Genomic DNA, 22,208 nt, shown 5'->3' on the forward strand with positions numbered 1-22,208 from the left:
CCCGCCCGTCACTCCCGCACCCGCAGCAGCAGCACCGACCGGGCCGGCACCGTCAGCGCCGCCCCGCCCCGGTGGACCGTGCCCGGCGCGGCGGACTGCTCCTCGCGCGCGGTGTCCAGCACCAGGTCGTACGCCCCCGCCCACGGCGGCCCCGGCAGCAGGAACTCCACCGGCTCCGCCCCGGCGTGCAGCACGGCCAGGAAGCTGTCGTCGCTCACCTGCTCCCCCCGGGCGTCCCGCCCCGGAATGTCCCGGCCCGACAGATACAGCCCGGCCGTCGCCGCCGGGGCGTACCAGTCGGCCTCCGTCATCTCCGTCCCGCGCGCCGTGAACCACGCCAGGTCCCGCAGCCCGTCCGGGGCCTGCGCCCGGCCGGAGAAGAACGCCCGCCGGCGCAGCACCGGATGGCGGTGGCGCAGCTCCAGCACCCGGGCCGTCAGCTCGGTCAGCTCCCGCCACCGGGGGTCGTCGAGGAGTGACCAGTCCACCCAGCCGGTCGGGTTGTCCTGGCAGTAGGCGTTGTTGTTGCCGCCCTGGGTCCGGCCCATCTCGTCCCCGGCGACCAGCATCGGCACCCCGGTCGACAGCAGCAGTGTGGTGAGCAGATTGCGCAGCTGCCGGCGGCGCAGCGCGTTGATCCCGGCGTCGTCGGTCTCGCCCTCGGTGCCGCAGTTCCACGACCGGTTGTCCGAGGTGCCGTCCCGGTTGCCCTCGCCGTTCGCCTCGTTGTGCTTGTGCTCGTAGCTCACCAGGTCGCGCAGGGTGAACCCGTCGTGCGCGGTCACGAAGTTCACCGAGGCGTACGGGCGGCGCCCGCCCCACGCGTACAGATCGCTCGACCCGGTCAGCCGGTAGCCGAGATCCCGCACGTCCGGCAGCGCGCCGCGCCAGAAGTCCCGTACGGCGTCGCGGTAGCGGTCGTTCCATTCGGTCCACAGCGGCGGGAACGCCCCCACCTGATAGCCGCCGTTGCCCACGTCCCACGGTTCGGCGATCAGCTTCACCCGGCGCAGCACCGGGTCCTGGGCGATCACCGCGAGGAACGGGGAGAGCATGTCGACGTCGTGCATCGAACGGGCCAGCGCCGCCGCCAGATCGAAGCGGAAGCCGTCCACGCCCATCTCGGTCACCCAGTAGCGCAGCGAGTCGGTGATCAGCCGCAGCACGTTCGGCTGCACCACGTGCAGGGTGTTGCCGCACCCCGTGTAGTCCGCGTACCGGCGGGCGTCCGCCTGGAGCCGGTAGTAGCCGCGGTTGTCGATGCCGCGCAGCGACAGCGTCGGGCCCAGCTCGCCCGCCTCGGCCGTGTGGTTGTAGACGACGTCGAGGATCACCTCGATCCCCGCGTCGTGCAGCGCCCGCACCATCCGCTTGAACTCCCCGACCTGCTGGCCCGCCGTGCCGCTCGCGGAGTAGCCCGCGTGCGGGGCGAAGTAGCCGATCGAGTTGTAGCCCCAGTAGTTGCGCAGTCCCCGCCGCAGCAGATGGTCCTCGTGGGCGAACTGGTGCACGGGCAGCAGCTCCACCGCCGTCACCCCGAGCCGCCGGAGATGGCCGATTGCCGCCGGGTGGGCGAGCCCCGCGTAGGTGCCGCGCAGCTCGGGCGGGATGTCCGGGTGGCGGGCGGTGAATCCGCGCACGTGCAGTTCGTAGATGACGGAGTCGGCCCACGGCGTCTTGGGCCGGCGGTCCTCGGCCCAGTCGTCGTCGTCATGGACGACCACCCCCTTGGGGACGTGCGGGGCGGAGTCCCGCTCGTCGCGCACGGTGTCCGCGACCTGCTGCTCGGGCCAGTCCCTCACATGGCCGTACACCTCGGCCGGAAGGGTGAAATCCCCGTCCACGGCGCGGGCGTACGGATCGAGGAGCAGTTTCGCCGCGTTCCACCGGGCCCCCGTCCACGGATCCCAGCGGCCGTGCACCCGGTAGCCGTAGCGCCGGCCGGGCCGGACCCCGGGCACGAAACCGTGCCAGACCTCATGGGTCAGCTCCGTCAGCGGACAGCGGGTCTCCGTGCCGTCCTCGTCGAAGAGGCAGAGATCCACCGCCTCCGCGCCCCCCGCCCACAGGGCGAAGTTGGTGCCCGCGACCCCGTCCGGGCCCACCCGGAACCGGGCCCCCAGCGGCATCGGGGCCCCCGGCCACACCGTGGGCGCGGAGCCCGTGCCCGGCACCGGACCCGATCTCGGGGCCGTCTCCCGCTCGGCTGCGCTCGACACCTGCCCGCCTCCCGCGGCTCGTGGGGACCGGCCCCGGAAACGGGGCGCGCGGCGTCCCGGCCGCGGCTCCCCGTGTGTCGTCGTCCCCTCTGTTCTGCCCACGAGCGGCCCCGCACTCACGTTTCCCTCCGGCCGCCCCCGTCGTTGGGGGGACGTGAACCACGTAGCGAAGAAGGCAGGGACGGGCCCGGTGACCGGGCCGGCACGCGCCGCGCTGCTCGCCGTACTGGCCGCGCTGGCCGTGCTGACCGGCTGTTCGGGCCCGGGCGCGCTCATCGGCGGGAAGTCCGGTCGGGCCGCCGACACCATTCGGGTCACCCCCGGGGACGGGGAGCGGAACGTCGCGGCGGACCGGCGCGTGACCGTGTCGGTCCCCGACGGGCGGCTGGAGAGCGTGCGGGTGACGCGGATCGAGGACGCGCAGCGGCAGGAGGTGCGCGGGCTCATCTCCGAGGACGGGCGGTCCTGGGCGCCGCAGGGGACGGCGGGCCGCCTCGGGCTGGCCGCCAAGTACAGCGTCGACGCGGTGGCGGTGGACGGCGGGGGGCGCCGTTCGGCGCGCCACACCACCTTCACCACGGTCGTCCCCGACCACCGCTTCATCGGCTACTTCAAGCCGGAGAACCGGTCGACCGTCGGCACCGGGATGATCGTGTCGTTCGCGTTCAGCAGCCCCGTCACCCGCCGGGCGGCCGTGCAGCGGGCGATCCGGGTGCGCTCCGATCCGCCGGTCGAGGTGGTGGGGCACTGGTTCGGGAAGACCCGGCTGGACTTCCGCCCGCGGGCGTACTGGCGGCCCGGTACGGAGGTGACCGTGGACGTGGGGCTGCGTGATGTGGAGGGGGCGCCGGGGGTGTTCGGCAGCCAGCGCAAGACGGTCCGGTTCACCGTGGGCCGGGAGCAGATCTCCCGGGTGGACTCGGCCGCGCACACGATGGAGGTGCGCCGCGACGGACGGCTCGTCGCGACGGTCCCGGTCACCGCGGGCTCCCCGACCACCACCACGTACAACGGCCGGATGGTCGTCTCCGAGATGCACGAGGAGACGCGGATGGACGGGCGGACCGTCGGTTTCGGCGGTGAGTACGACATCAAGGACGTCCCGCACGCCATCCGGCTCACCGACTCCGGGACCTTCCTGCACGGCAACTACTGGTCCGACGACGAGGTCTTCGGCGCGCAGAACGTCAGCCACGGCTGCATCGGACTCCGGGACGTCCGGGGCGGCGGCGCTGACACCCCGGCCGGCTGGTTCTTCGACCGCACCCTCGTCGGGGACGTCGTCGAGGTCGTCAACTCGGCGGACCGGCAGGTCGCTCCGGACAACGGGCTGGGCGGCTGGAACATGGACTGGACGCGGTGGAAGGCGGGTTCCGCACTCCGCTGAGACCACGGGGCGTACGCCGGAGCGCGGTGACGGCGCGGCCAGATCGGCCGCGCCGTCACCGTATCCGCCCGCCCGGGCGTCCGCACGGCTGCGACCAGGCGAACTCCCGGGGTGAGTTGGGACGGAACGGTGACATTCGCGGGGCGAAACGCCCACTGTCGGTGTGATTATCTTTTCGCTGAGCGCGCATGTGCAGCGCGCGGGGGCAGGAGCCTTGGGATGCCCAGGGCCTTGGCACGGCGGGGCCGTGTGAGGGGAGACGACCACATTGAACGGGCAGCCGATATCGGGGGCATCGGCCGGGGCGGGCAACAGGCGGCGGGGGCGTGGGGCCACCGGACTGTCGGCTCTGGCGCTGGGCGCGTTGCTGATGCTGGTGACGGCGTGCGGCGGGGGAGACGGCGACGCCGGCAAGAGCGGCAAGGCCGGTGCGCGGTCCGACGACACGGCGGCCTCGCAGGCCGTCGTGAACGTCGTGCCGAAGGACGGGGCCGAGTCCGTCGCCACGAACGGGGCGCTGAAGATCTCCGCCGAGCAGGGGAAGCTCGCCACGGTCAAGGTCTCGGACCCGAAGGGCACCGAGGTCGAGGGGAAGATCGCGGCGGACGGCGCGAGCTGGGTGCCGGACCACCATCTGGCCGCCGCCACCCAGTACAAGGTGCACGCGGTCGCCAAGGACGCCAAGGGGCGTGAGTCGGCGAAGGACACCACCTTCACCACGCTGGTCCCGAAGAACACCTTCATCGGGCAGTACACCCCCGAGGACGGTTCGACGGTCGGCGTCGGCATGCCGGTCTCGATCCACTTCACCCGGGGCATCACCGACCCCGAGGCCGTGGAGAACGCCATCAAGGTGACGGCCGAGCCCGCCGTCGACATCCAGGGGCACTGGTTCGGCAACGACCGGCTGGACTTCCGCCCCGAGCGCTACTGGGCGGCGGGCACCAAGGTGACCGTCAAGCTGAACCTCGACGGCGTCGAGGGCCGGCCGGGGGTCTACGGCAAGCAGGCCAAGACGGTCTCCTTCACGATCGGCCGCAGCCAGGTCAGCACCGTCGACGCCGAGACGCACCGGATGAAGGTCGTCCGCGACGGGCAGCAGATCAAGGACATCCCGATCTCGGCGGGCGCCCCGGCGACCACCACGTACAACGGCCAGATGGTCATCAGCGAGAAGCTGAAGGTGACCCGGATGAACGGCGACACCGTCGGCTTCGGCGGCGAGTACGACATCAAGGACGTGCCGCACGCGATGCGGCTGTCCACCTCGGGCACCTTCATCCACGGCAACTACTGGGGCGGATCTGGCATCTTCGGCTCCACCAACACCAGCCACGGCTGCGTCGGCCTCCAGGACAGCCGGGGCGCCGGCGACCCGAGCACCCCGGCGGCGTGGTTCTTCGACCACTCCCTCATCGGCGACGTCGTGGTCGTCAAGAACTCCCACGACAAGACGATCCAGCCGGACAACGGCCTCAACGGCTGGAACATGTCCTGGTCGGAGTGGACCGCGTGACCCTTCGGTGAGGAACGGCGGACGGGCCCGGTGCTGTGATCAACGGCACCGGGCCCGTCGGCGTGAGCGACGGTTAACCTGCGGGGCATGACCGTAACCCTCGAAGCAAGCGGCGGCGTCGGCACCATCCGGCTGGACCGGCCGCCCATGAACGCCCTGGACGTCGCCACCCAGGACCGGCTGCGCGAACTCGCCGAGGAGGCCACCCGGCGCGACGACGTGCGGGCCGTGGTGCTCTACGGCGGCGAGAAGGTGTTCGCGGCCGGCGCGGACATCAAGGAGATGCAGCGGATGGACCATCCGGCGATGGTCGCCCGGTCCAAGGCCCTCCAGGACTCCTTCACCGCGGTGGCCCGCATTCCCAAGCCCGTCGTCGCGGCCGTCACCGGCTACGCGCTGGGCGGCGGCTGCGAACTCGCCCTGTGCGCCGACTTCCGGATCGCCGGGGACAACGCCCGCCTCGGCCAGCCGGAGATCCTCCTCGGGCTGATCCCCGGCGCGGGCGGCACCCAGCGCCTCGCCCGGCTGGTGGGCCCCGCCAAGGCCAAGGACCTGATCTTCACCGGCCGCCATGTGAAGGCCGACGAGGCGCTGTCCATGGGGCTGGTGGACCGGGTGGTGCCCGCCGCCGAGGTGTACGAGCGGGCGCACGCCTGGGCCGCCAAGCTGGCGAAGGGGCCCGCCCTCGCGCTCCGCGCCGCCAAGGAGTCCGTGGACGCGGGCCTGGAGACGGACATCGACACGGGCCTGACGATCGAGCGCACCTGGTTCGCCGGGCTCTTCGCCACCGAGGACCGGGAGCGCGGCATGCGCAGCTTCGTGGAGGACGGTCCGGGCAAGGCCCAGTTCCTCTGACCCCTCCCGGACGCCGTCGGCCGAACACCCGTGGGGAACGGATCCGGCGGCGTTCATCCGTGTGGGCGGATTAGCTGAACCTTAAGGCAACCTTAAGGTTCAGCCTTCCGTCCGCTGCTGCCGGGCCCGTCGGGCCCGGCGTTCGCGCAGCTCAGGGGTGCTGCCGGACGGTGCATTCTGCCTCTGGCATATGCCCGAAGCCCACACCGGAATCCCTGATTCCGGGTCAGGGATTCCTCCGGAACGGCCCCGGAGGCCGCCGCGTGCCGCCATGATGGTGGGCATGGCGGGCCTGGAGGGTGTGGAGCAGCCGCGTCCGCGCAGCAGCGCGACGGCGGCACGGATGAAGCCGGCCGTCGAGGACGAACAGGCGTTCAAAGCGCTGGAGTTGTTCGGAAATCCGACGGAGGCGGAGGTCCGGCTGCCGTCCCGGCCGGAGTCCGCGGCCACGGCCCGGCGGATCACCTCGTGCGTGGTGCTGCGCCAGTGGGGACTCTCCCCGCAGACCGCCGAGCACGCCGTGCTGCTGGTCTCCGAACTCGTCGGGAACGCCGTGCGGCACACGGGCGCCCGGGTCTTCGGCTTACGGATGATGCGCCGCCGGGGCTGGATCCGGATCGAGGTGCGCGACCCCTCGCGCGGCCTTCCGTGTCTGATGCCGGTCCAGGCGATGGATATCAGCGGACGCGGTCTGTTTCTGGTCGACAAGCTCTCCGACCGGTGGGGCGTGGATCTGCTGCCGCGCGGCAAGACCACCTGGTTCGAGATGCGGATCTCCGACCGCTGAGCCGGATGCACAGAAGCCCCCGGACGGCCGTGGTGCGGCGCTTGCGGGGGCTTCTGTGTGGGGGACCGTGAAAGGGGGGTGTGTTCACGGCCGCTTGGTGACGACCTGGCCCGGGTCCATGGGGGTCGTGTCATCGACTATGGCAGACGGATGACTCCTTCGCCAAAGCCGCAACGCTCCCATTTAGGTAAAGAACCGGACATTTCTTCAATGAATCGCAGGTGTGTTGGGTCACTCGCCTGCAAACCATTGAACATAGCGGGATTCTCCCGAGTGATTCATTGATCGTCCGCAGAGTGGACGCGCGCATCCGTGTGGGCTCGGCGGTGCCGCCGGGCCAATCGTGAGATTTCCGGCAAAGCGGTTCTACTGTTCCGCGTATGAACGTCCCCGACGGACCGGTGCGCCGCCGCGAGGCCCTGCGTGCGGCGGCCGGAACGGCCCTGGTCACGGCCCTCGCCACCGGCTGCTCCGGCCCCGGACCGGCCGCCCGCCCGGCCGCGCCGCCCACCGCCCCGCGAACGGCCCGGCCGACCCCCGGCACCGGGGCTCACGCCCCCGCGCCCGCGCCCCGGCGCTTCCCCGGACAGCCCGCGCAGATCGACCACGGCCCCCGCGACCGCACCCGGGTCGCCCTGACCTTCCACGGCCAGGGCGACCCGGCCGTCGCCGAGGCGGTCCTCGCCGAGGCCGAACGCGCCGGCGCCCGGATCACCGTCCTCGCCGTCGGCAGCTGGCTCGACGCCCACCCCGCCCTGGCCCGCCGCGTCCTCGACGGCGGTCACGACCTCGGCAACCACACCCAGCACCACATCGACATCTCCGCGCTGGACGAGACCCGGGCGTACGCCGAGATCACCGACTGCGCCCGGCGGCTGCGCCGGCTCACCGGCTCCATCGGCACCTGGTTCCGGCCCTCCCGGGCCCGGGACGCCACCCCGCTCGTCCGGCGGCTCGCCGCCCGCGCCGGATACCCGCACGTCCTCTCCTACGACGTGGACTCCCTCGACTTCACCTCGCCCGGCGCCGCGACCGTCACCCGCACGGTGACCGGGCAGATCCGCAACGGGTCGGTGGTGAGCCTGCACCTCGGCTACGCGGACACGGTCGCCGCGCTGCCCCCTCTCCTCGCCGAACTCGACCGCCGCGGACTGCGCGCGGTGACGACCACGGAGCTGCTGACCTGATGCCTCCCACCACCACCCGTACCGCCGCGCTGCTCGGCGGTGTGCTCCTCGCCGCGCTCACCGCCTGCGGCACCTCCCCCGACAGGGCCGCGGAACCCACGTCCACCGAGGCCGCCGCCCCCGCCCGCCGCGAACCCGTCACCCCGGCCGCCCCGCCCGGACTGCCCGGCATGCCACCGGTGCTCGACCCCCGGAACATCTACGCGGCCGACGCCCCCGGCAAGCTGTCGCCCGTCGTCAAGGACTTCCCGTCCCGGGTGTACGTGCCCAACACCAACTCCAACACCGTGACGGTCATCGACCCCGCCACCTACAAGGTCGTCGAGACCATCCCGGTCGGCCACCAGCCCCAGCACGTGGTCCCCTCCTGGGACCTGAAGACGCTCTGGGTCAACAACGACCTCGGCGACAGCCTCACCCCGATCGACCCCGCCACCGGCAAGGCCGGGAAGACCGTCGAGGTCTCCGACCCGTACAACCTCTACTTCACCCCGAACGGGAAGTACGCCGTCGTCATGGCGTCCATGGACCGCCAGCTCGTCTTCCGCGACGCGCACACCATGAAGACCGCCAAGGCGGTGCCGGTGAGCTGCGCGGGCGTCAACCACGCCGACTTTTCCGCCGACGGCCGGTACTTCATCGTCTCCTGCGAGTTCTCCGGCGACCTGCTGAAGGTCGACACCGAGAGGATGGAGGTCGTCGGGCAGCAGAAACTGCCCTTCCAGGGGGCCATGCCCCAGGACGTGAAGCTCTCGCCCGACGGCGGCACCTTCTACATCGCGGACATGATGGCCGACGGCGTCTGGGTGCTGGACGGGAAGAAGTTCACCACCCCGAAGCTCCTGCGCACCGGCAAGGGCTGCCACGGCCTCTACGTCAGCCGCGACGCCAAGGAGATGTACATCTCCAACCGGGGCGAGGGCTCGGTCTCCGTCTTCGACTTCGGCCGCGAGAAGCTGACGAAGAAGTGGCACCTGCCGAACGGCGGCAGCCCCGACATGGGCGGGGTCTCCGCCGACGGCAAGGTGCTGTGGCTGTCGGGACGCTACAACGCCGAGGTGTACGCGATCGACACCACCAACGGCAAGCAACTGGCCCGGATCCCGGTCGGCAGCGGACCGCACGGCCTCGCGGTCTACCCGCAGCCCGGCCGCTACTCGCTCGGCCACACCGGCGTCTTCCGCTGACCCGGCCCGGCCCCTCGCGGACCGGGCCCCCGGCTCAGCCCGCGACCAGCAGCGCCTCCGAGCCCACCGGCCTGAAGCCCGCCGACTGGAACGTCCGCACACTGCGGGCGTTCCCCGGCGACTGCTGCGCCCACACCACCGCGTCCGGCACCAGATGCCGGGCCGCCCGCGCCAGCCGGACGCCCAGCCCCCGGCCGCGCGCCTCCTCATCGACCTCGATCGCGGTCTCCCAGCGCCCGGCGACCCCCCGGCCCAGGATCAGCACCCCGCCCTCGGCGCCCCACACCCGCACGTCGTCGCGGTACTTCATCGCCCGTGCCACCCGCGGGTGTTCGGGGTCGCGGATCTCGCGCAGCTCCACCTCCGGCCCGCCGGGCAGCGCGGCGGCGGCCGTCAGCAGGTCGATGGTGTTCATGTGCCGCCCGGTCCGGGCCGTCAGGGCGGTCAGGAAGGCCGGGTTCATCGTCGCGGCCAGCGCGTCCCCGGGGGTCGCGGCCAGCGTCGCGCGCACCCACGCGGGGTCCTCGTCGAGGAAGACCACCGAATGCGCGGTCAGGGCCAGCACACCGGCGTCCCGGCCGTTCGGCTGCGGCACGACCGTCGTGGCGCCGTCCGCCGCGGGGAAGCGCCCCCGCGCCGCCTCCGCCAGGACCCGCCCCAGCGCCCCCGTGTCCATCGTTCCCGCTCCCCCCGCTCGGTGACCGCCCGCCGCACGGCGGACGGACCCCCATGATCGACGACCGGCCCCCGCACGGGCCACCCGGGGCGCCCGATAATCTGACCGTCGTCAGACAGTCATACGAAGGGGTGGAACGTGGCGGACATCGAGTCGGCGCGCAAGGCATTCGAGCGGTACGACCTGAACGGCGACGGGCTGATCTCGGCCGCCGAGTACAAGAGCGTCATGGCTCAGCTGGGCGACCCCTACGTCACCGAGCCGGTCGCACAGGCCGTGATCAACTCGCACGACGCCAACGGGGACGGCCTCCTCACCTTCGAGGAGTTCTGGGCCGCGCAGAACAAGGGCTGACGCCGGGGCAGGCCCCACTCGGTGCCCGGGGAGCCACGGGGCCCCCGGCCGCGCCGGGGGCCGCCGCTCAGCTCCCGGCAGGCGCCGTCCCGGGCCCCCGGAAGACCTCCTCCGGGGTGGCCACCGGCCGGAACAGGTCGTGCAGCCGCCCGGCCCGCAGCAGCCGGAGGATCCTCGGGCAGTCGCAGACCAGCGAGAACCGCCCGTCGCGGTCCAGCGCCCGTCTGCGGGCCCGGCACAGCAGACTCAGCCCCGAGCAGTCCAGGAAGCTCACCTCCGACAGATCGACCACCAGGTCCGGCGCGTCCTGTGCCGTGGCCCCGTCCAGGGCCGGCCCGATGAGCGCGGCGGTCGCGAGGTCGATCTCGTCGCGCAGGGCCACCACCGTGCGTCCTTCGCGGCGGTACACCGTGCCGCACGGCTCCGGGAGCTGGGCGGGCGCGGGGGCGGCCGTGGGGGCCGGCGTGTGGGTCATGGGGGCCTCTCCTCGCAGCGACGGGCCCGCCGGGGGTGATGCGGACCCGAAGGACAGTCGGTGGGGTGACGGTCGGTGAGGTGACAGTCGGTGAACCTAACCCGGGGGTCGGCCGCACCGCGACGCAGAAACGTTCGCGCGTCCCGCAATGCCTCCTTCCGGGTGAACGTCCGCGGATCCCATGGACAGAGATCGGCCTTCGTGTGGTTGTCAGTCGGACCCTTCATCGGGTTGTCAGCCGGAACAGTCGGAAGGGGAGCGGGCGATGATCCCGAACCGTGCGCCCGCGACCGGACGGCGGCGGCCGGGGACGACCGTGCTCGTCGTGGCGGGGGCCGCGCTCTGCGCGGTGGCGGTCGCGCTGCTCGGCACCGACGCCGCCGGCCGGGGCACCGGTGAACTGCGGATACCCGGCGCCGGAACCGCCGTCCTGCTGCGGACCGCCCTCTTCGCGGCGTTCGCCGTGCACATCGGCACCCTCGCGCTCGGCCCGCTCGTCCGCTCCGTACCGGACCGGCCCCGCACCCTCCCGCCGTCCTGGGCCGTCGCCGCCTCGGTCGTCGGCGCGCTCGCGGCGGCCGGGCAGATCGCGCGCCTGGCCCGGATCAGCGGCCTCGGCCTCGTCGAGACCTACGGCACCCGCGAGGGCGGACTCCTGCTCCTGGTCGCCAACGGCTTCGCCCTCGCGGCCTGCTGCGCGGCGAGCCGCCGGCCCGCGCTGGCCGCCGCACCGCTCGCCCTGGCCGTCGGCGCCGAGGCGCTGCGCGCCCACCCCGAGGCGGACACCCCGCTCGTCGGCGCCGCCCTCACCGTCGTCCATCTGACCGCCGCCTCCCTGTGGGCGGGCGGCCTCCTCCAGGTGCTGCGCACCCTGCGCCACTGGCGCCCGGCCCCCGCCCCGGCCCGCGCCCTCCTCGGCCGCTACGCCCGGCTGGCCGTCTGGCCGTACGCCGCCCTCGCGGTGACCGGCACGTGCAGCGCGCTGCGCCGGCTGCCCGCGGAGGTGGTGTTCACCTCCGCGTACGGGCGCACCCTGCTGGTCAAGCTGGCGCTGATGGCCGTGGTGAGCGTGCTGGCACTGGCCGCGCGCCGGCGGCTGGGGCGGGACGGCGGCGGCCCGGAGGGGGCCCGGCGCGCGGCCCTGGGCGAGACCGTCGCCCTGGCGGCGGTCGTGCTGGTGTCGGCGGTGCTGACGGTCGTGCCCGATCCGCACTGGATCGCCACCCGCTGAGCGCCGGGCCGTGTTTCAGCGGTACGGGGCCCAGCCGCGCAGTTCGTCGTCGCGCGGGGCGTGCACCAGCACCGGGGCGCCGGGCCCGAAGCGCATCACCGGCCGGCGGGCGTCCCAGGACGGCCAGCCGGGGTCCCCGCTCTCCGCGAACCGCACCCAGGCCGTGTGCATCGCGGCGGCCAGCTCGCGGGGGGCGTCGGGCCCGGCCAGCGCCACCGCGTCCGGCCCGGCCAGGTTGTCGAAGACGAAGCCGATCTCCAGACCGTGGCAGGAGCCCAGCGGCCGGACGGGTCCCGGGCCCGCCAGGACGGGGGAGGGCCAGCCGAACTCGTACAGCCGGGTGGAGCCCGCCGCCCCGGTCCGCGCGTCGGCCAGCAGATTCAGCGGGACCCGCAGCAGCAGATCCGTGGCGAGGGCCCCGAGCAGTTCGCCGGGGGTGGAGCCGGGCCGGTTCGCCCGGTACGTACGGGCGGTGGCGGCCGGCACCCGGAACCGCCACAGCGCGAGCCGCAGCCGGGTCCGGGAGAGCCGCTCGGTCAGTCCGGTGGGCACGAACCAGAGGCGGTACTCCTCGGTGGTGGACCCCAGCAGCAGATCCACGCCGGACGACGCCCCGTCGCGCAGCGCCGCGACCGGGTCGCGGGGCAGCAGTTCGCCGTCGACCACGAGCTGGAAGGTGTTGCCGCCGGTCAACGGGGTGCCCCCGGTGGTGACCTCGGTCTGCGCGGCGAGCAGCGCGGCGGGGTCCACGGCGGCGAGGGCGTGCGCCGTGGCGGGGACCCCGAGGCGCGCGGCGACGAGCGCGGTGGTGCGGCGGGCCGCGTCGGGCGGCAGCGCGGTGGGCGCGCCGCTCTGGAGCACGGCCCGGCGGAAGAGCCCGGCGGCGCGGGGCGCGGCGAGCAGCGCGCCGATGCAGATGGCTCCGGCCGACTCCCCGCAGACGGTGACCCGGTCCGGGTCGCCGCCGAACGCGGCGATGTTCTCCCGGACCCAGCCGAGCGCGGCGATCTGGTCCAGCAGTCCCCGGTTGGCGGGCGCGTCCGGGAACAGTCCGAAGCCCTCCGTGCCGAGGCGGTAGTTGAGGCTCACGCAGACCACGCCGTCGCGCGCGAAGGCGGCGCCGTCGTAGAGCGGTACGGCGGAGGAGCCGTGCAGCAGCGATCCGCCGTGGATCCAGACGAGGACGGGCAGCCGGGCGGAACCGGGCGCGGGCGTCCACACATTGAGGTTGAGGCAGTCGTCGCCGGGCACCTCGGGGTCGTGCAGCAGCCGGTCCAGCGGCGGGGCGTACGGGCGCTTGGGCGCGGTCGGACCGAAGGCCGCGGCCTCGCGCACCCCGTCCCAGCGCGCGGGCGGGGCCGGGGCGCGGAAGCGGTGCGGACCGACCGGGGCTGCGGCGTACGGGATGCCCCGGAAGACGTGCACCCCGCGCTCGCGGGTGCCGCGGACGGTGCCGTACGCGGTGCGCACCGGGGGCGCGGGGCGGGTGTCGTCGTCCGGCGCGGAACCGGACGTCGGGAACGGTGTGGTGGCCATGGGACGGCTCCCGCCCTCGTGCGGACGTCGGGCGTGTCTTCCAGCAGAGCACGGCCGGGTGCGGGTGGCCATGCGGGGAGGCTCCGAAGCGGTGCGGCGGCCGGTCGGGCGCCGGCTGCCGGTCGCTCGTCGGCCGCCCGTCGGTCGGGTCGCCGGCCGGTCGTCGGGCGGGGGAGGGCCTAATTCAGGTAACGCGGCTTTCCGGCCGCTCGGGGCGCGGCCGGAGAGCCGGGTGCGTGCGGCACGGAATCGTCCGGACATCGCGGGGGCGGACGGGGATATTCCGTGCGGAACGCGGGTCAGGCGGCGAAGTTGCGGGACAGGGAGTCCTGCGCGTCGGTCTCGGTCAGGTCCGGGCGGGTGTAGCGCTCGGCGCGCGCGTGGTAGTCGAAGTCTCCCCGGACCAGGCCCCGGTAGTCGCGGACGCAGCGTTCCAGGGCGACGCGCGCCTGTCCCCGGATGCCCGCCGCCTCGATCTCCTCGACGAGTTCCTTCTCTGCCCGCTGCACCCGGTCGGCGATCCGGGCGAGCAGCAGACCGGCCTCGTCCACGGCCTCCTGGAGCGTGCCGCCGCGGTCGCGCTGGATGAGCCGGACGGTGTTGTGCTCGTAGCCGAGCAGGGCCTCCTTCTCGAAGGAGCAGATGTCGTTGCACAGGCCCGAGTGGTCGGCCACCGCATTGCGTAAGGCGATGTAGGCGGGAAGGCTCCGCGCGGATTCGGGCAGATCGATTCCGGCGGTGATCTCGTGCAGATCGAGGAAGGGCTGCATGGCCACCGAGTCCCGTCGGTGCCGTACGAAGTCGGCCGTGCCGGGCACATGGCCGGCGGCCCGGTCGACCGCTTCCGCGTAGTAGGTCCACAGCCAGGCGGCCGTGTCGCGGCGGAACTGCCGCAGCCAGTGCGGGGGCCGTCCCGTACAGGTGCGGGCCAGGAGTTCGGCCAGGGCGTTCTCCATGGGGCCGTCCGGTTCCCGCAGACCGTCCAGGACGTCCACCAGACGGGTGATGGCGCCCTCGCACAGCCGGGGGTCGCGGCCCGCCGGGCCGTCGTCGAACTCGTCGTCGACGAGGAAGGCCCAGAAGAGCCACTGGCAGAAGAGGTCGAGATGGTGCTGCGAGGCCCCGGGGAAGATCAGCGAGATCCAGAGCTCCGGCCGGGTCCGGATCATCTTCTTCCGGGCCACCGGGGAGAGCACGAGATCGCGGCGGGCCGCCCACTCCCAGGCGGCCCGTTTGGTCTCTTCCACTCCCGGATGACATCCGGCGCTGTCGAACGGCATGTGGAAGGCGGGAAGCACGAGTTTACTCATGGTGCACCTCGTCGGCGATGGGAAACAGGGAACGGGCGCGCGGAGGAACCGCGCACCCGAGGGGCTGGTGCGAAGACGGTGAAGCGGGGCGGGCGGCCGGTGCCGGGCGCGGATCAGCGACCGGGGGGCGGGCCGCCGCCGTGCGGGGCCCGAGGCGTTCTTCGGGTGCGAGGACAGGGCCCGACGGCCGGATTCCGTCGGGGAGGCGTCACGGGAGGGGCGCCTGTCATCGCTGTCCTCTTTCCTCCGCAGGGCCGGGCCGTCGAGCCGCTCCCCGGGGGCCCGGGGCGGCGTGCCGCCCGACGTACTCGACGGCCGCGTCACCACTCGTCACGACCAGTTAACTCCCAGTATGCGGGCGAGGGAAGGCACGCGTGACCGAAAATGTGTGATCGCCACGAATACCTGCTCGGTTATGAGCAGTTGAGGTGTCCATGGGGCGGATGGGATCAACCGCCCGTCCGGCTGGTCTGGCTGGTTCGCACCGGGGCCGAAGCCAGCCAGTCCAGCAGGATCCGGTTGACCTCCTCGGGCCGCTCCTGCTGGATCCAGTGGCCGCAGCCCTCCAGGAGGTGCGAGGCGACCAGGCCCGGGAGTGTCGCCGGATACGCGGCGATGGCATCGGACAGCCAGGTCGTGGACGCGTCGCGGGTGCCGCCGACGAACAGCGACGGCTGGGTGACGGGCGCCCCGTCGAGGGCGGCCAGGTCCTCCCAGTCGCGGTCCATGTTCCGGTAGCGGTTGAGCGCGCCGGTCAGCCCCGTCCGCTCGAACTCGCCCGCGTAGACGTCGAGGTCGTCCTCGCCGAGCCAGCCGGGACGCCCGGCGGGGAAGCGCTCGCGCAGGGTGCCGGTGCGGGCGGCGAAGTGCGGGTCGGGAGCGTCCGGGCCGGGCATCGTGTCGGCGGAGAGCGCGGCGTAGAACCCGGCCAGCCAGCCGCGCACGTCGGGCTCGATCTCCGCCTCCGCCCGGCCCGGCTCCTGGAAGCGCGCCACGTAGAACTCCTCGTCCCCGCCCATCGCGGCGAAGACCTCCCGGGGCCGGGGGCCGCCGCGCGGCGCGTACGGGACGCTCAGCAGGGCCACCGCGCGGAAGACGTCCGGGTGCAGCAGCGCGGAGTTGGCCGCGATGGTCGCGCCCCAGTCGTGGCCGACGAGGACCGCGTCCCGCTCACCGAGCGCCGCCACGACCGCCGCGTTGTCCTCGGCCAGCTCCGTCATCCGGTACGCCGACACGTCCGCGGGCCGCGAGGAACGCCCGTAACCGCGCACGTCCAGGGCCACCGCCCGGTAGCCGGCGGCCGCCAGCGCGGGAAGCTGGCGGCGCCAGGAGTACCAGGACTCGGGAAAGCCGTGCACCAGCAGCACCAGGGGGCCGCTGCCCTGCTCCACCAGGTGGATCCGACCGGCCGGGCCGGGCACGGTGCGGTGGACGGGGGCGGGGACGGGCTGCTCGGGCATGGCTCCTCCAGGGCGTCCGGCCGGGCCCCCGGACAGCCCGGGGGCCCGTTCGGCACCGATCCTGGCCATGGCCCGCGACCGCCGCCAGTTCTGTTGCCGTTCCGGCAAAGCCCCCGCTCAGCGGTAACCGAAGCCCGCCGGACGGGCGGACGGGAGGAACAGCCGCGCGGGTACGGCACCGGCCAGTGCGCGGTAGCCCGCCGGGTTCAGATGCAGATGGTCCCCGGTGTCCAGCTCCGCCCGGAGGGCCCGGGGGGCGTCCGGGTCCCGGACCGCCCGGTCGAAGTCGAGCACGGCGTCGAACCGCCCTGAGGTCCGGATCCAGCGGTTGACCGTCTGCCGGGCCCGCTCGCGGTGGCCGTCCGGATCGTCGTACCCGGTGTTCCCGCCGAAGGGCGTCAGCGTGGCCCCGTAGACCCGGATGCCCAGGGCGTGGGCCCGGGTGACGATCTGGTCGTACGCGCCGATCACGTCCTGGGCCACCCGCTCCTGCGCCGGGGCCGTGGCCTCGGCCGTGCCGATGTCGTTGACGCCCTCGAACACGATGAGCCGGTCGACGCCGCTCTGGGCCAGGACGTCGCGGTCCAGCCGGGCCAGTCCGTTCGGACCGAGCCCGTCCTGGAGCAGCCGGTTGCCGCCTGCCGCCTGGTTGAGCACCGATGTCCGCGCCGGGCCCCCGTCCTGGGCCAGCCGCCGCTGGAGGACATCGGGCCAGCGGTCGTTGCCGTTGGTGGTGGACCCCCGCCCGTCGGTGAGGGAGTCGCCCAGCACCGCCGTCGCCGAGACGGTGTCCCGGGCCCAGACCTCGACCCCGCTCAGGAAGTACCAGTGGTCGGTCCGGGCCGCCCCGGGAAGGGCCGCGTCCGCCACGTGGTTGCCGGCCCGGAGGTAGGAGGTCGTCCGCGAACCGGGGTGCGAGGTGATCGCGGTGGACGCCTGGCCGGTCGCCAGATAGACCGTCGCGGTCAGTTCGGAGCCCGGTTCGAGCGCGAAGTCCAGCGGATCGGACACCGCCTGCGCCCCCGGCGGCACCTCCACTGACGAGGCGCCCCGGAAGGTCACCCGTCGCGAGGACCCCGGCCGGATCGCGTCGGTGCCGGCCCGCCCGTCCAGCGGCAGCGCCACCGACACCTCGGTGATCGGCAGCACCGTGCCGCCGAACGCGTTCGAGAACCGCAGCCGGATGTGGTCGCCGCCCGCCGACACGTGCACGGTCTGCCGCAGCGTGGCATCCGTCAGCACCGAACCGTCCCCCGTGAACGGCGCCGGCGGCATGTTCGACGCCCCCGTCAACTGCGGCATCGACGTCCAGGCCCCGACCCAGTGCGCGTTCCGCGCTCCCGGACCGGGATCGCCGTCCGCCCCGTCCGCCCCGCCCCCGGCCCCGAGGGCCGGCGGGACGGCGAGCAGGCAGGCGCCGAGCGCCCCGGCGGTGATCAGGCTGACGAGTGACGATCTTCGGCTCATGGCGGGTTCCCTTGCGGAGTGGGAGAACGGAAGGAATCGCACAGCGTCGACGGACGCGTTCCTCGTCCCCGCACCCGCCGGACCACGCGGCAGGCTAGCCTCCCCGATTGTTGCGGTCAATCATGCGAAAAGTTTCGACCGGTAATCACCCGGCCGCCGTCGGGGCGCCCGCGACGCGGCGTTCACCGCCGTTGAGCTCCTGCCAGAAGCGGTAGACGTCGACGGCGTCCGCGCGCTCCTCGTACCGCATCGGCAGGCGGCGCTCCTGCCAGGGCTTGGCGAACTCCTCGTAGAAGGTGTCCAGCTCGAAGTAGGCGCGGTCGTCGACGTAGTGCGGCTCGTAGGCGTCCCGGGTGGTGAGGAAGACGACCTCGGCCGGTGAGCAGTAGTAGAGGGACCCCAGGCACATCGGGCAGGGGTGGGCGAGTACGTACACGGTCGCGCCGGTCAGGTGCTCCGTGCCGAGCCGGGTGCACGCCTCGCGGATGGCGAGGATCTCCGCGTGTGCGGTGGGGTCGCCGGTCTGCGCGACCCGGTTGGGGCTCTCGGCGAGGATCTCGCCGTCCCGGACGATGACGGTCGCGAACGGGCGCCCGCCCTCCGCGACGTTCCGGCGGGCGAGGTCGATGGTGCGCTGGGCGACGTTCATGGGGTCTCCGTGGCTGTGTGGGGGGAGGGGCGGGCCGGGTGGGGCCGGTCCGCCCCTGGAGGAGGGCCGAATCCGTCAGAACGGCTTGGTCGGCAGGTACTTGCCGTCCAGCGTGATGACCGCGCGCTCGCCGCCCTCGGGGTCCGCGACCTTCTTCACGTCGAGGCGGAAGTTGATCGCGGAGATGATGCCGTCGCCGAACTCCTCGTGGACGAGGGCCTTGAGGGTGGTGCCGTAGACCTGGAGCATCTCGTAGAAGCGGTAGATCGTCGGGTCGGTCGGGACGCGGTCCGCGATCGAGCCGCGGGTCGGGATCGTCGTGAGCAGGAGGGCCGCGTCGTCGTCCAGCTCCAGGAGCTCGGCCACGGCCTTCGCGGACGCGGGCGGCAGGGCGTGCTGGCCGAGGACGGCGGCGGTGGTGAAGGCCGTCGACAGGCCGGCGGCCTCCGCGATCCGCTTCCAGGACAGGTCCTTGCGGATCTTGGCCTCGACGGCGCGGTCGGCCAGGGCCTCGCGGGCGGCGGGCGTGAACTGGGCGTGCGTCATGATCGGTGGTTCCTTCCGGTGGGGGTGGGGCCGCTCCGCGCGGAGGGGGTGCGCGCAGCGGAGAACGGGGGGCGGCCGCTCAGGCGGCCGGGCCGGTGGCGGCGGCCGGGCCCGGGGTGAGGTCCTCGACCCGGCCGGTGGCGATGTCGTAGACCCAGCCGTGCAGGGCGAGCCGCCGCTCCGCCAGGGCGCGGGCGACCGAGGGGTGGGTGGCCAGGGTGGCCAGCTGTGCGAGCACGTTCTGCCGCACCAGGGCGGGCACGTCGCCGCGGGCGCCGGTCCGGGCCACCGAGGCGTCCGCGAGCCGCAGCCAGCCGGCGACCGCGGGGGCGCCGCTCAGATCGTGGTCCTCGGCCAGCGCGGTCATCGCCCCGCACGCGGAGTGGCCGCAGACGACGACGTCCCGGACGCCCAGCACGCCGACGGCGTACTCGATGCCGGCGGCCACCCCGTCGGCGCCCGGCGTGTACGCGGGCACCAGGTTTCCGGCGGTCCGGACGACGAACAGTTCGCCGGGCTCCGCGCCGGTGATCAGTTCGGGGACGACGCGGGCGTCGGAGCAGCCGATGAACAGCGTGTGCGGGGCGTGGTGCGTGGCCAGCCGGGCGAAGAGCTGCGCCTTCGCCGGGAACACGTCCTCCTGGAACCGGGCGACGCCGTCGGCGAGGTTCTGCACGGTCACTCTCCTCTCGGGTGGTCATCGGCCCCCTGTGGGCTGATGAATCCACCCTGCATGAGCTGCCCCTATAGTGTCCAAGAGCTGTTGCGCCTGATCCTTATCGATGACATCTATAGTCGAGTGCATGGCTGCTCTCGAACTGCGTCATCTCCGGTATCTGCTCGCCGTGGCCGAGCACGGCAACTTCACCCGTGCCGCCGAGGAGCTGCACATCTCCCAGCCCACGCTGTCCCAGCAGATCAGGCAACTGGAGCGGGCCCTCGGGGTGCAGCTGCTGGACCGCACGGGCCGCACGGTCCGGCCCACCGACAGCGGCGCCGTCTACCTCGCCCACGCCCGGAGCGCGCTGCGGGACCTCGCCGCCGCCGAGCGCGCCGTCCACGACGTCACCGACCTCTCGCGCGGCCATCTGCGCCTGGGGGTCACGCCCACCTTCACCGCGTACCTCGTCGGCCCGCTCGCCGCCGGACTCCACACCCGCCACCCCGGCCTCACGCTCTCCCTGACCGAGGCGACCCAGGACCGCGTCGAGGCGGCCCTTCTCGCCGACGCCCTCGACCTCGGCATCGCCTTCACGGGCGACCACCACCCCGGCGTCACCGCCACCGCCCTCTTCGAGGAGACCCTCACCCTCGTGACCGGCGACCGGAGCCCCGGCGCGCCCACCGGGCCGCTACCGGTCGACGCCCTCGCGAACGTGGAACTCGCCCTGCTCAGCGGGGACTTCGCCACCCGCACGCATATCGACGCCTACATGGCCCGGCACCGCACCGCGCCCCGCATCACGGTCGAGGCCAACTCCGTCCAGGCACTCACCGAGATCGTCCAGCGCACCTCCCTGGCCACCGTCCTGCCCGACGCCGTCACCCACGACCACCCCCACCTCGCCCCCGTCCCCCTCGAACCGCCCCTGCCCACCCGCACCGTCGCCCTGCTGCGCCGCACCGACGCCTACGAGAGCGCCGCCTCCCGCGCCTTCACCCGGCTCGTCCACGACCTGGCCCGCGGGCGGGGGTACACCGCGCCCGCGTGAGGCCCGAGGGGCACCGACGAAGCGCGGGCCGGGTCTTGCGCCCGGCCCGCGCCACGGCGTCAGCGCTGAAGCGTCAGCAGGCCGGGCCGGTAGGGGAGGAGGCCGTAGTCGACGCCGTCGGAGCCGGGGCTGCGCCCCTGGTAGAGCAACTGCAGGTTGCACGGGTCGATGGTCATGGTCTGGTCGGCGCTGGTGCGGAGCAGTTCGCCGTGGCTGATGTCGTTGGTCCAGGTCGCGCCGCTGTTGGCCTTGCCGGCGAACGGGTTGCTCTCGGTCGCGGCCTGGGGGGTCCAGGAGCCGCTCAGGCTGGTCGCGGTGAACGAGCGGAAGTAGCGCTTCTCGTCCGCGCCCCGGGCCTCGACGATCATCAGGTACTGGTCGCGGTCCTTGACCTTGTAGACCTGCGGCGCCTCGAACAGGTTCTTGTCCGTGTCGCTCATCACCGTGGTGTACGAGGAGCCGAAGTTGCCCGGGAAGTTCCCGATGGGCATGGCGGCCCGGTAGATCCTGCCGTTGTCACCGGCGAAGAACAGGTACATGGTCGTCCCGTCGCCGATGATCGTCTGGTCGATGGGTCCGGTTCCGGAGTCAGAGATGCTTCCGGAGAACAGCGGCTGCGGTGCCGACCAGCCGTTCGGGTTGGTCGGGTCGGTCGACGTCCGGTAGGAGAAGGCGGTCGCGCCCCACTGGTAGGTGAGTACCCAGATGTTCTTCGGCGCGAAGTAGAAGAGCGAGGGCGCGACGGTGCCGGACGACATCGCGTTCTGGCTCGCCGAGGCCATGTCGGACCAGTTGGTGAACGGGCCGAAGTTCATCGAGCCCCATGCCTTGCCCGTTCCCGCGGCGCCGTGGGTCGTCGCGTAGACGAGCTGCTTGCCGTTGTAGGGGGCGACGGTGAAGTCCTTGAGCGAGGCCCACTCCGACTTGGGCTGCGCCAGCGCGCCCGTGGACGACCAGCGGTAGGTCGACGGAAGATCGCAGGCGCCGGGGGTGGTGGTGCCGCCGGTCTTGACGAGCTGCCACTGCTGGTTGGCGCCGCCCCAGTCGTCGTACTGGACGATGTTCGCGTTGTCCGCGGTGGAGGCGCCCTGGACCTCGAGGGCCTTGCCGCTGTGGCGCGAGATCAGCCTCACATAACCGTCCGAGCTGTCGGCCAGCCGCCACTGCTGGTTGGTGGCGTCGAGATCGGCCCACTGGACGATCGCGCCCCCGTTCGCGGAGGACCAGTTGTAGACGTCCAGGACCTTGCCGGAGTGGCGGGACATGATGCGGTAGTAGCCGCCTCCGGAGTCGACGAACCGCCACTGCTGCTGGGCCTGGTCGTTCCTGGTCCACTGGGTGATGCGGGCGCCGTCGTTCGTCGCCAGGTTGTAGACGTCCAGGGCCTTGCCGCTGTTGCGGTTGACCAGCACGTACGAGCCGTTGGGGTCGAGGGCCGGGGCGGCGGCGGCGGGCTGGGCGCCGAGGAAGGCGGCCACGAGGAGCAAGGGCGCGAGGACGGCGAGCAGGCGCCTCGGGGGACGTGGGTACGGACGGCGGAACCGCATCGGAGGGCTTCCCTTCTGGGGGACGGGGTGACGTGACCCCGATGAACCGTGGAGTGGCCGCCCTGCGTGCGGGGACGGGACTGGGGGAAGGCGGCCGCGTGTGCCGA

At 73.2% G+C, this 22,208-nt stretch carries 20 protein-coding genes; 9 read left to right on the plus strand and 11 right to left on the minus strand.

All coding sequences use genetic code 11. The features are described from left to right. Positions 1-8 precede the first annotated feature (8 nt). Positions 9-2,174 (minus strand): glycogen debranching protein GlgX, encoded by a 2,166-nt coding sequence (glgX, locus tag ACWCXC_RS17600; protein WP_450889805.1) that lies wholly within the window; start codon positions 2,172-2,174, stop codon positions 9-11. Between the two features lie 199 nt (positions 2,175-2,373). Here glgX and ACWCXC_RS17605 point away from each other — a divergent pair, with 199 nt between their 5' ends. From ACWCXC_RS17605 to ACWCXC_RS17630, 6 genes are all read left to right on the plus strand, one after another. Then, on the plus strand, positions 2,374-3,606 hold the full coding sequence (locus tag ACWCXC_RS17605) for an Ig-like domain-containing protein (protein ID WP_450680266.1): 1,233 nt from the start codon (positions 2,374-2,376) through the stop codon (positions 3,604-3,606). A 268-nt stretch (positions 3,607-3,874) separates the two neighbouring features. Continuing rightward, positions 3,875-5,122, plus strand: a complete 1,248-nt coding sequence (locus ACWCXC_RS17610) for a L,D-transpeptidase (protein ID WP_450680267.1) — start codon at positions 3,875-3,877, stop codon at positions 5,120-5,122. 87 nt (positions 5,123-5,209) lie between these two features. Further along, a complete protein-coding gene (locus ACWCXC_RS17615) occupies positions 5,210-5,977 on the plus strand; it encodes an enoyl-CoA hydratase/isomerase family protein (protein WP_450889679.1) in 768 nt (255 codons plus the stop codon). Between the two features lie 271 nt (positions 5,978-6,248). Beyond that, on the plus strand, positions 6,249-6,764 hold the full coding sequence (locus tag ACWCXC_RS17620; RefSeq protein ID WP_450680269.1) for an ATP-binding protein: 516 nt from the start codon (positions 6,249-6,251) through the stop codon (positions 6,762-6,764). 380 nt (positions 6,765-7,144) lie between these two features. Then, positions 7,145-7,951 (plus strand): polysaccharide deacetylase family protein, encoded by an 807-nt coding sequence (locus tag ACWCXC_RS17625; protein ID WP_450889682.1) that lies wholly within the window; start codon positions 7,145-7,147, stop codon positions 7,949-7,951. Beyond that, on the plus strand, positions 7,951-9,138 hold the full coding sequence (locus ACWCXC_RS17630; protein WP_450680271.1) for a YVTN family beta-propeller repeat protein: 1,188 nt from the start codon (positions 7,951-7,953) through the stop codon (positions 9,136-9,138). The genes ACWCXC_RS17625 and ACWCXC_RS17630 overlap by 1 nt, the downstream gene beginning before the upstream one ends. Positions 9,139-9,172: 34 nt before the next feature. Here ACWCXC_RS17630 and ACWCXC_RS17635 read toward each other — a convergent pair whose 3' ends face one another. Beyond that, entirely contained in the window at positions 9,173-9,814 is a 642-nt protein-coding gene (locus ACWCXC_RS17635) for a GNAT family N-acetyltransferase (RefSeq protein ID WP_450889684.1), read from the minus strand. Between the two features lie 138 nt (positions 9,815-9,952). Here ACWCXC_RS17635 and ACWCXC_RS17640 point away from each other — a divergent pair, with 138 nt between their 5' ends. Continuing rightward, positions 9,953-10,168 carry an EF-hand domain-containing protein gene (locus tag ACWCXC_RS17640; RefSeq protein WP_365680717.1) on the plus strand — a complete coding sequence of 72 codons (216 nt, stop codon included), beginning with the start codon at positions 9,953-9,955 and terminating at the stop codon, positions 10,166-10,168. Between the two features lie 67 nt (positions 10,169-10,235). Here ACWCXC_RS17640 and ACWCXC_RS17645 read toward each other — a convergent pair whose 3' ends face one another. Continuing rightward, the gene (locus ACWCXC_RS17645; RefSeq protein WP_450680273.1) at positions 10,236-10,643 is read right to left on the minus strand and encodes an STAS domain-containing protein; all 408 of its coding nucleotides are present in this window, start codon (positions 10,641-10,643) and stop codon (positions 10,236-10,238) included. A gap of 265 nt (positions 10,644-10,908) precedes the next feature. On the opposite strand from ACWCXC_RS17645, the gene ACWCXC_RS17650 reads away from it, so the two are divergent. Next, complete coding sequence (locus ACWCXC_RS17650; RefSeq protein WP_450680274.1) at positions 10,909-11,874, plus strand: CopD family protein; 966 nt, start codon at positions 10,909-10,911, stop codon at positions 11,872-11,874. Positions 11,875-11,889: 15 nt separating this feature from the next. Here ACWCXC_RS17650 and ACWCXC_RS17655 read toward each other — a convergent pair whose 3' ends face one another. The 7 genes from ACWCXC_RS17655 to ACWCXC_RS17685 all read right to left on the minus strand — a co-directional run bounded on the left by ACWCXC_RS17655 (position 11,890) and on the right by ACWCXC_RS17685 (position 19,518). After that, positions 11,890-13,410 (minus strand): carboxylesterase/lipase family protein, encoded by a 1,521-nt coding sequence (locus ACWCXC_RS17655; protein ID WP_450680275.1) that lies wholly within the window; start codon positions 13,408-13,410, stop codon positions 11,890-11,892. A 299-nt stretch (positions 13,411-13,709) separates the two neighbouring features. After that, on the minus strand, positions 13,710-14,720 hold the full coding sequence (locus ACWCXC_RS17660; RefSeq protein WP_450680276.1) for a terpene synthase family protein: 1,011 nt from the start codon (positions 14,718-14,720) through the stop codon (positions 13,710-13,712). 449 nt (positions 14,721-15,169) lie between these two features. After that, positions 15,170-16,180 carry an alpha/beta fold hydrolase gene (locus tag ACWCXC_RS17665; RefSeq protein WP_450889687.1) on the minus strand — a complete coding sequence of 337 codons (1,011 nt, stop codon included), beginning with the start codon at positions 16,178-16,180 and terminating at the stop codon, positions 15,170-15,172. Positions 16,181-16,297: 117 nt separating this feature from the next. After that, positions 16,298-17,647, minus strand: a complete 1,350-nt coding sequence (locus ACWCXC_RS17670) for an SGNH/GDSL hydrolase family protein (protein ID WP_450889689.1) — start codon at positions 17,645-17,647, stop codon at positions 16,298-16,300. Positions 17,648-17,792: 145 nt separating this feature from the next. Next, positions 17,793-18,296 carry a nucleoside deaminase gene (locus ACWCXC_RS17675; protein WP_450680279.1) on the minus strand — a complete coding sequence of 168 codons (504 nt, stop codon included), beginning with the start codon at positions 18,294-18,296 and terminating at the stop codon, positions 17,793-17,795. 75 nt (positions 18,297-18,371) lie between these two features. Continuing rightward, positions 18,372-18,842, minus strand: coding sequence for a cyanase (cynS, locus tag ACWCXC_RS17680; RefSeq protein ID WP_450680280.1), 471 nt, complete (start codon positions 18,840-18,842; stop codon positions 18,372-18,374). A 79-nt stretch (positions 18,843-18,921) separates the two neighbouring features. After that, positions 18,922-19,518, minus strand: a complete 597-nt coding sequence (locus ACWCXC_RS17685; RefSeq protein WP_450889692.1) for a carbonic anhydrase — start codon at positions 19,516-19,518, stop codon at positions 18,922-18,924. Between the two features lie 127 nt (positions 19,519-19,645). Here ACWCXC_RS17685 and cynR point away from each other — a divergent pair, with 127 nt between their 5' ends. Continuing rightward, on the plus strand, positions 19,646-20,554 hold the full coding sequence (cynR, locus tag ACWCXC_RS17690) for a transcriptional regulator CynR (protein ID WP_450889694.1): 909 nt from the start codon (positions 19,646-19,648) through the stop codon (positions 20,552-20,554). A gap of 59 nt (positions 20,555-20,613) precedes the next feature. Here the strand turns inward: cynR and ACWCXC_RS17695 are convergent, their stop codons facing one another. Beyond that, positions 20,614-22,101 (minus strand): non-reducing end alpha-L-arabinofuranosidase family hydrolase, encoded by a 1,488-nt coding sequence (locus ACWCXC_RS17695; protein ID WP_450889696.1) that lies wholly within the window; start codon positions 22,099-22,101, stop codon positions 20,614-20,616. Between the last annotated feature and the right edge of the window lie 107 nt (positions 22,102-22,208).

The sequence above is a fragment of the Streptomyces sp. NPDC001515 genome (assembly GCF_053597115.1).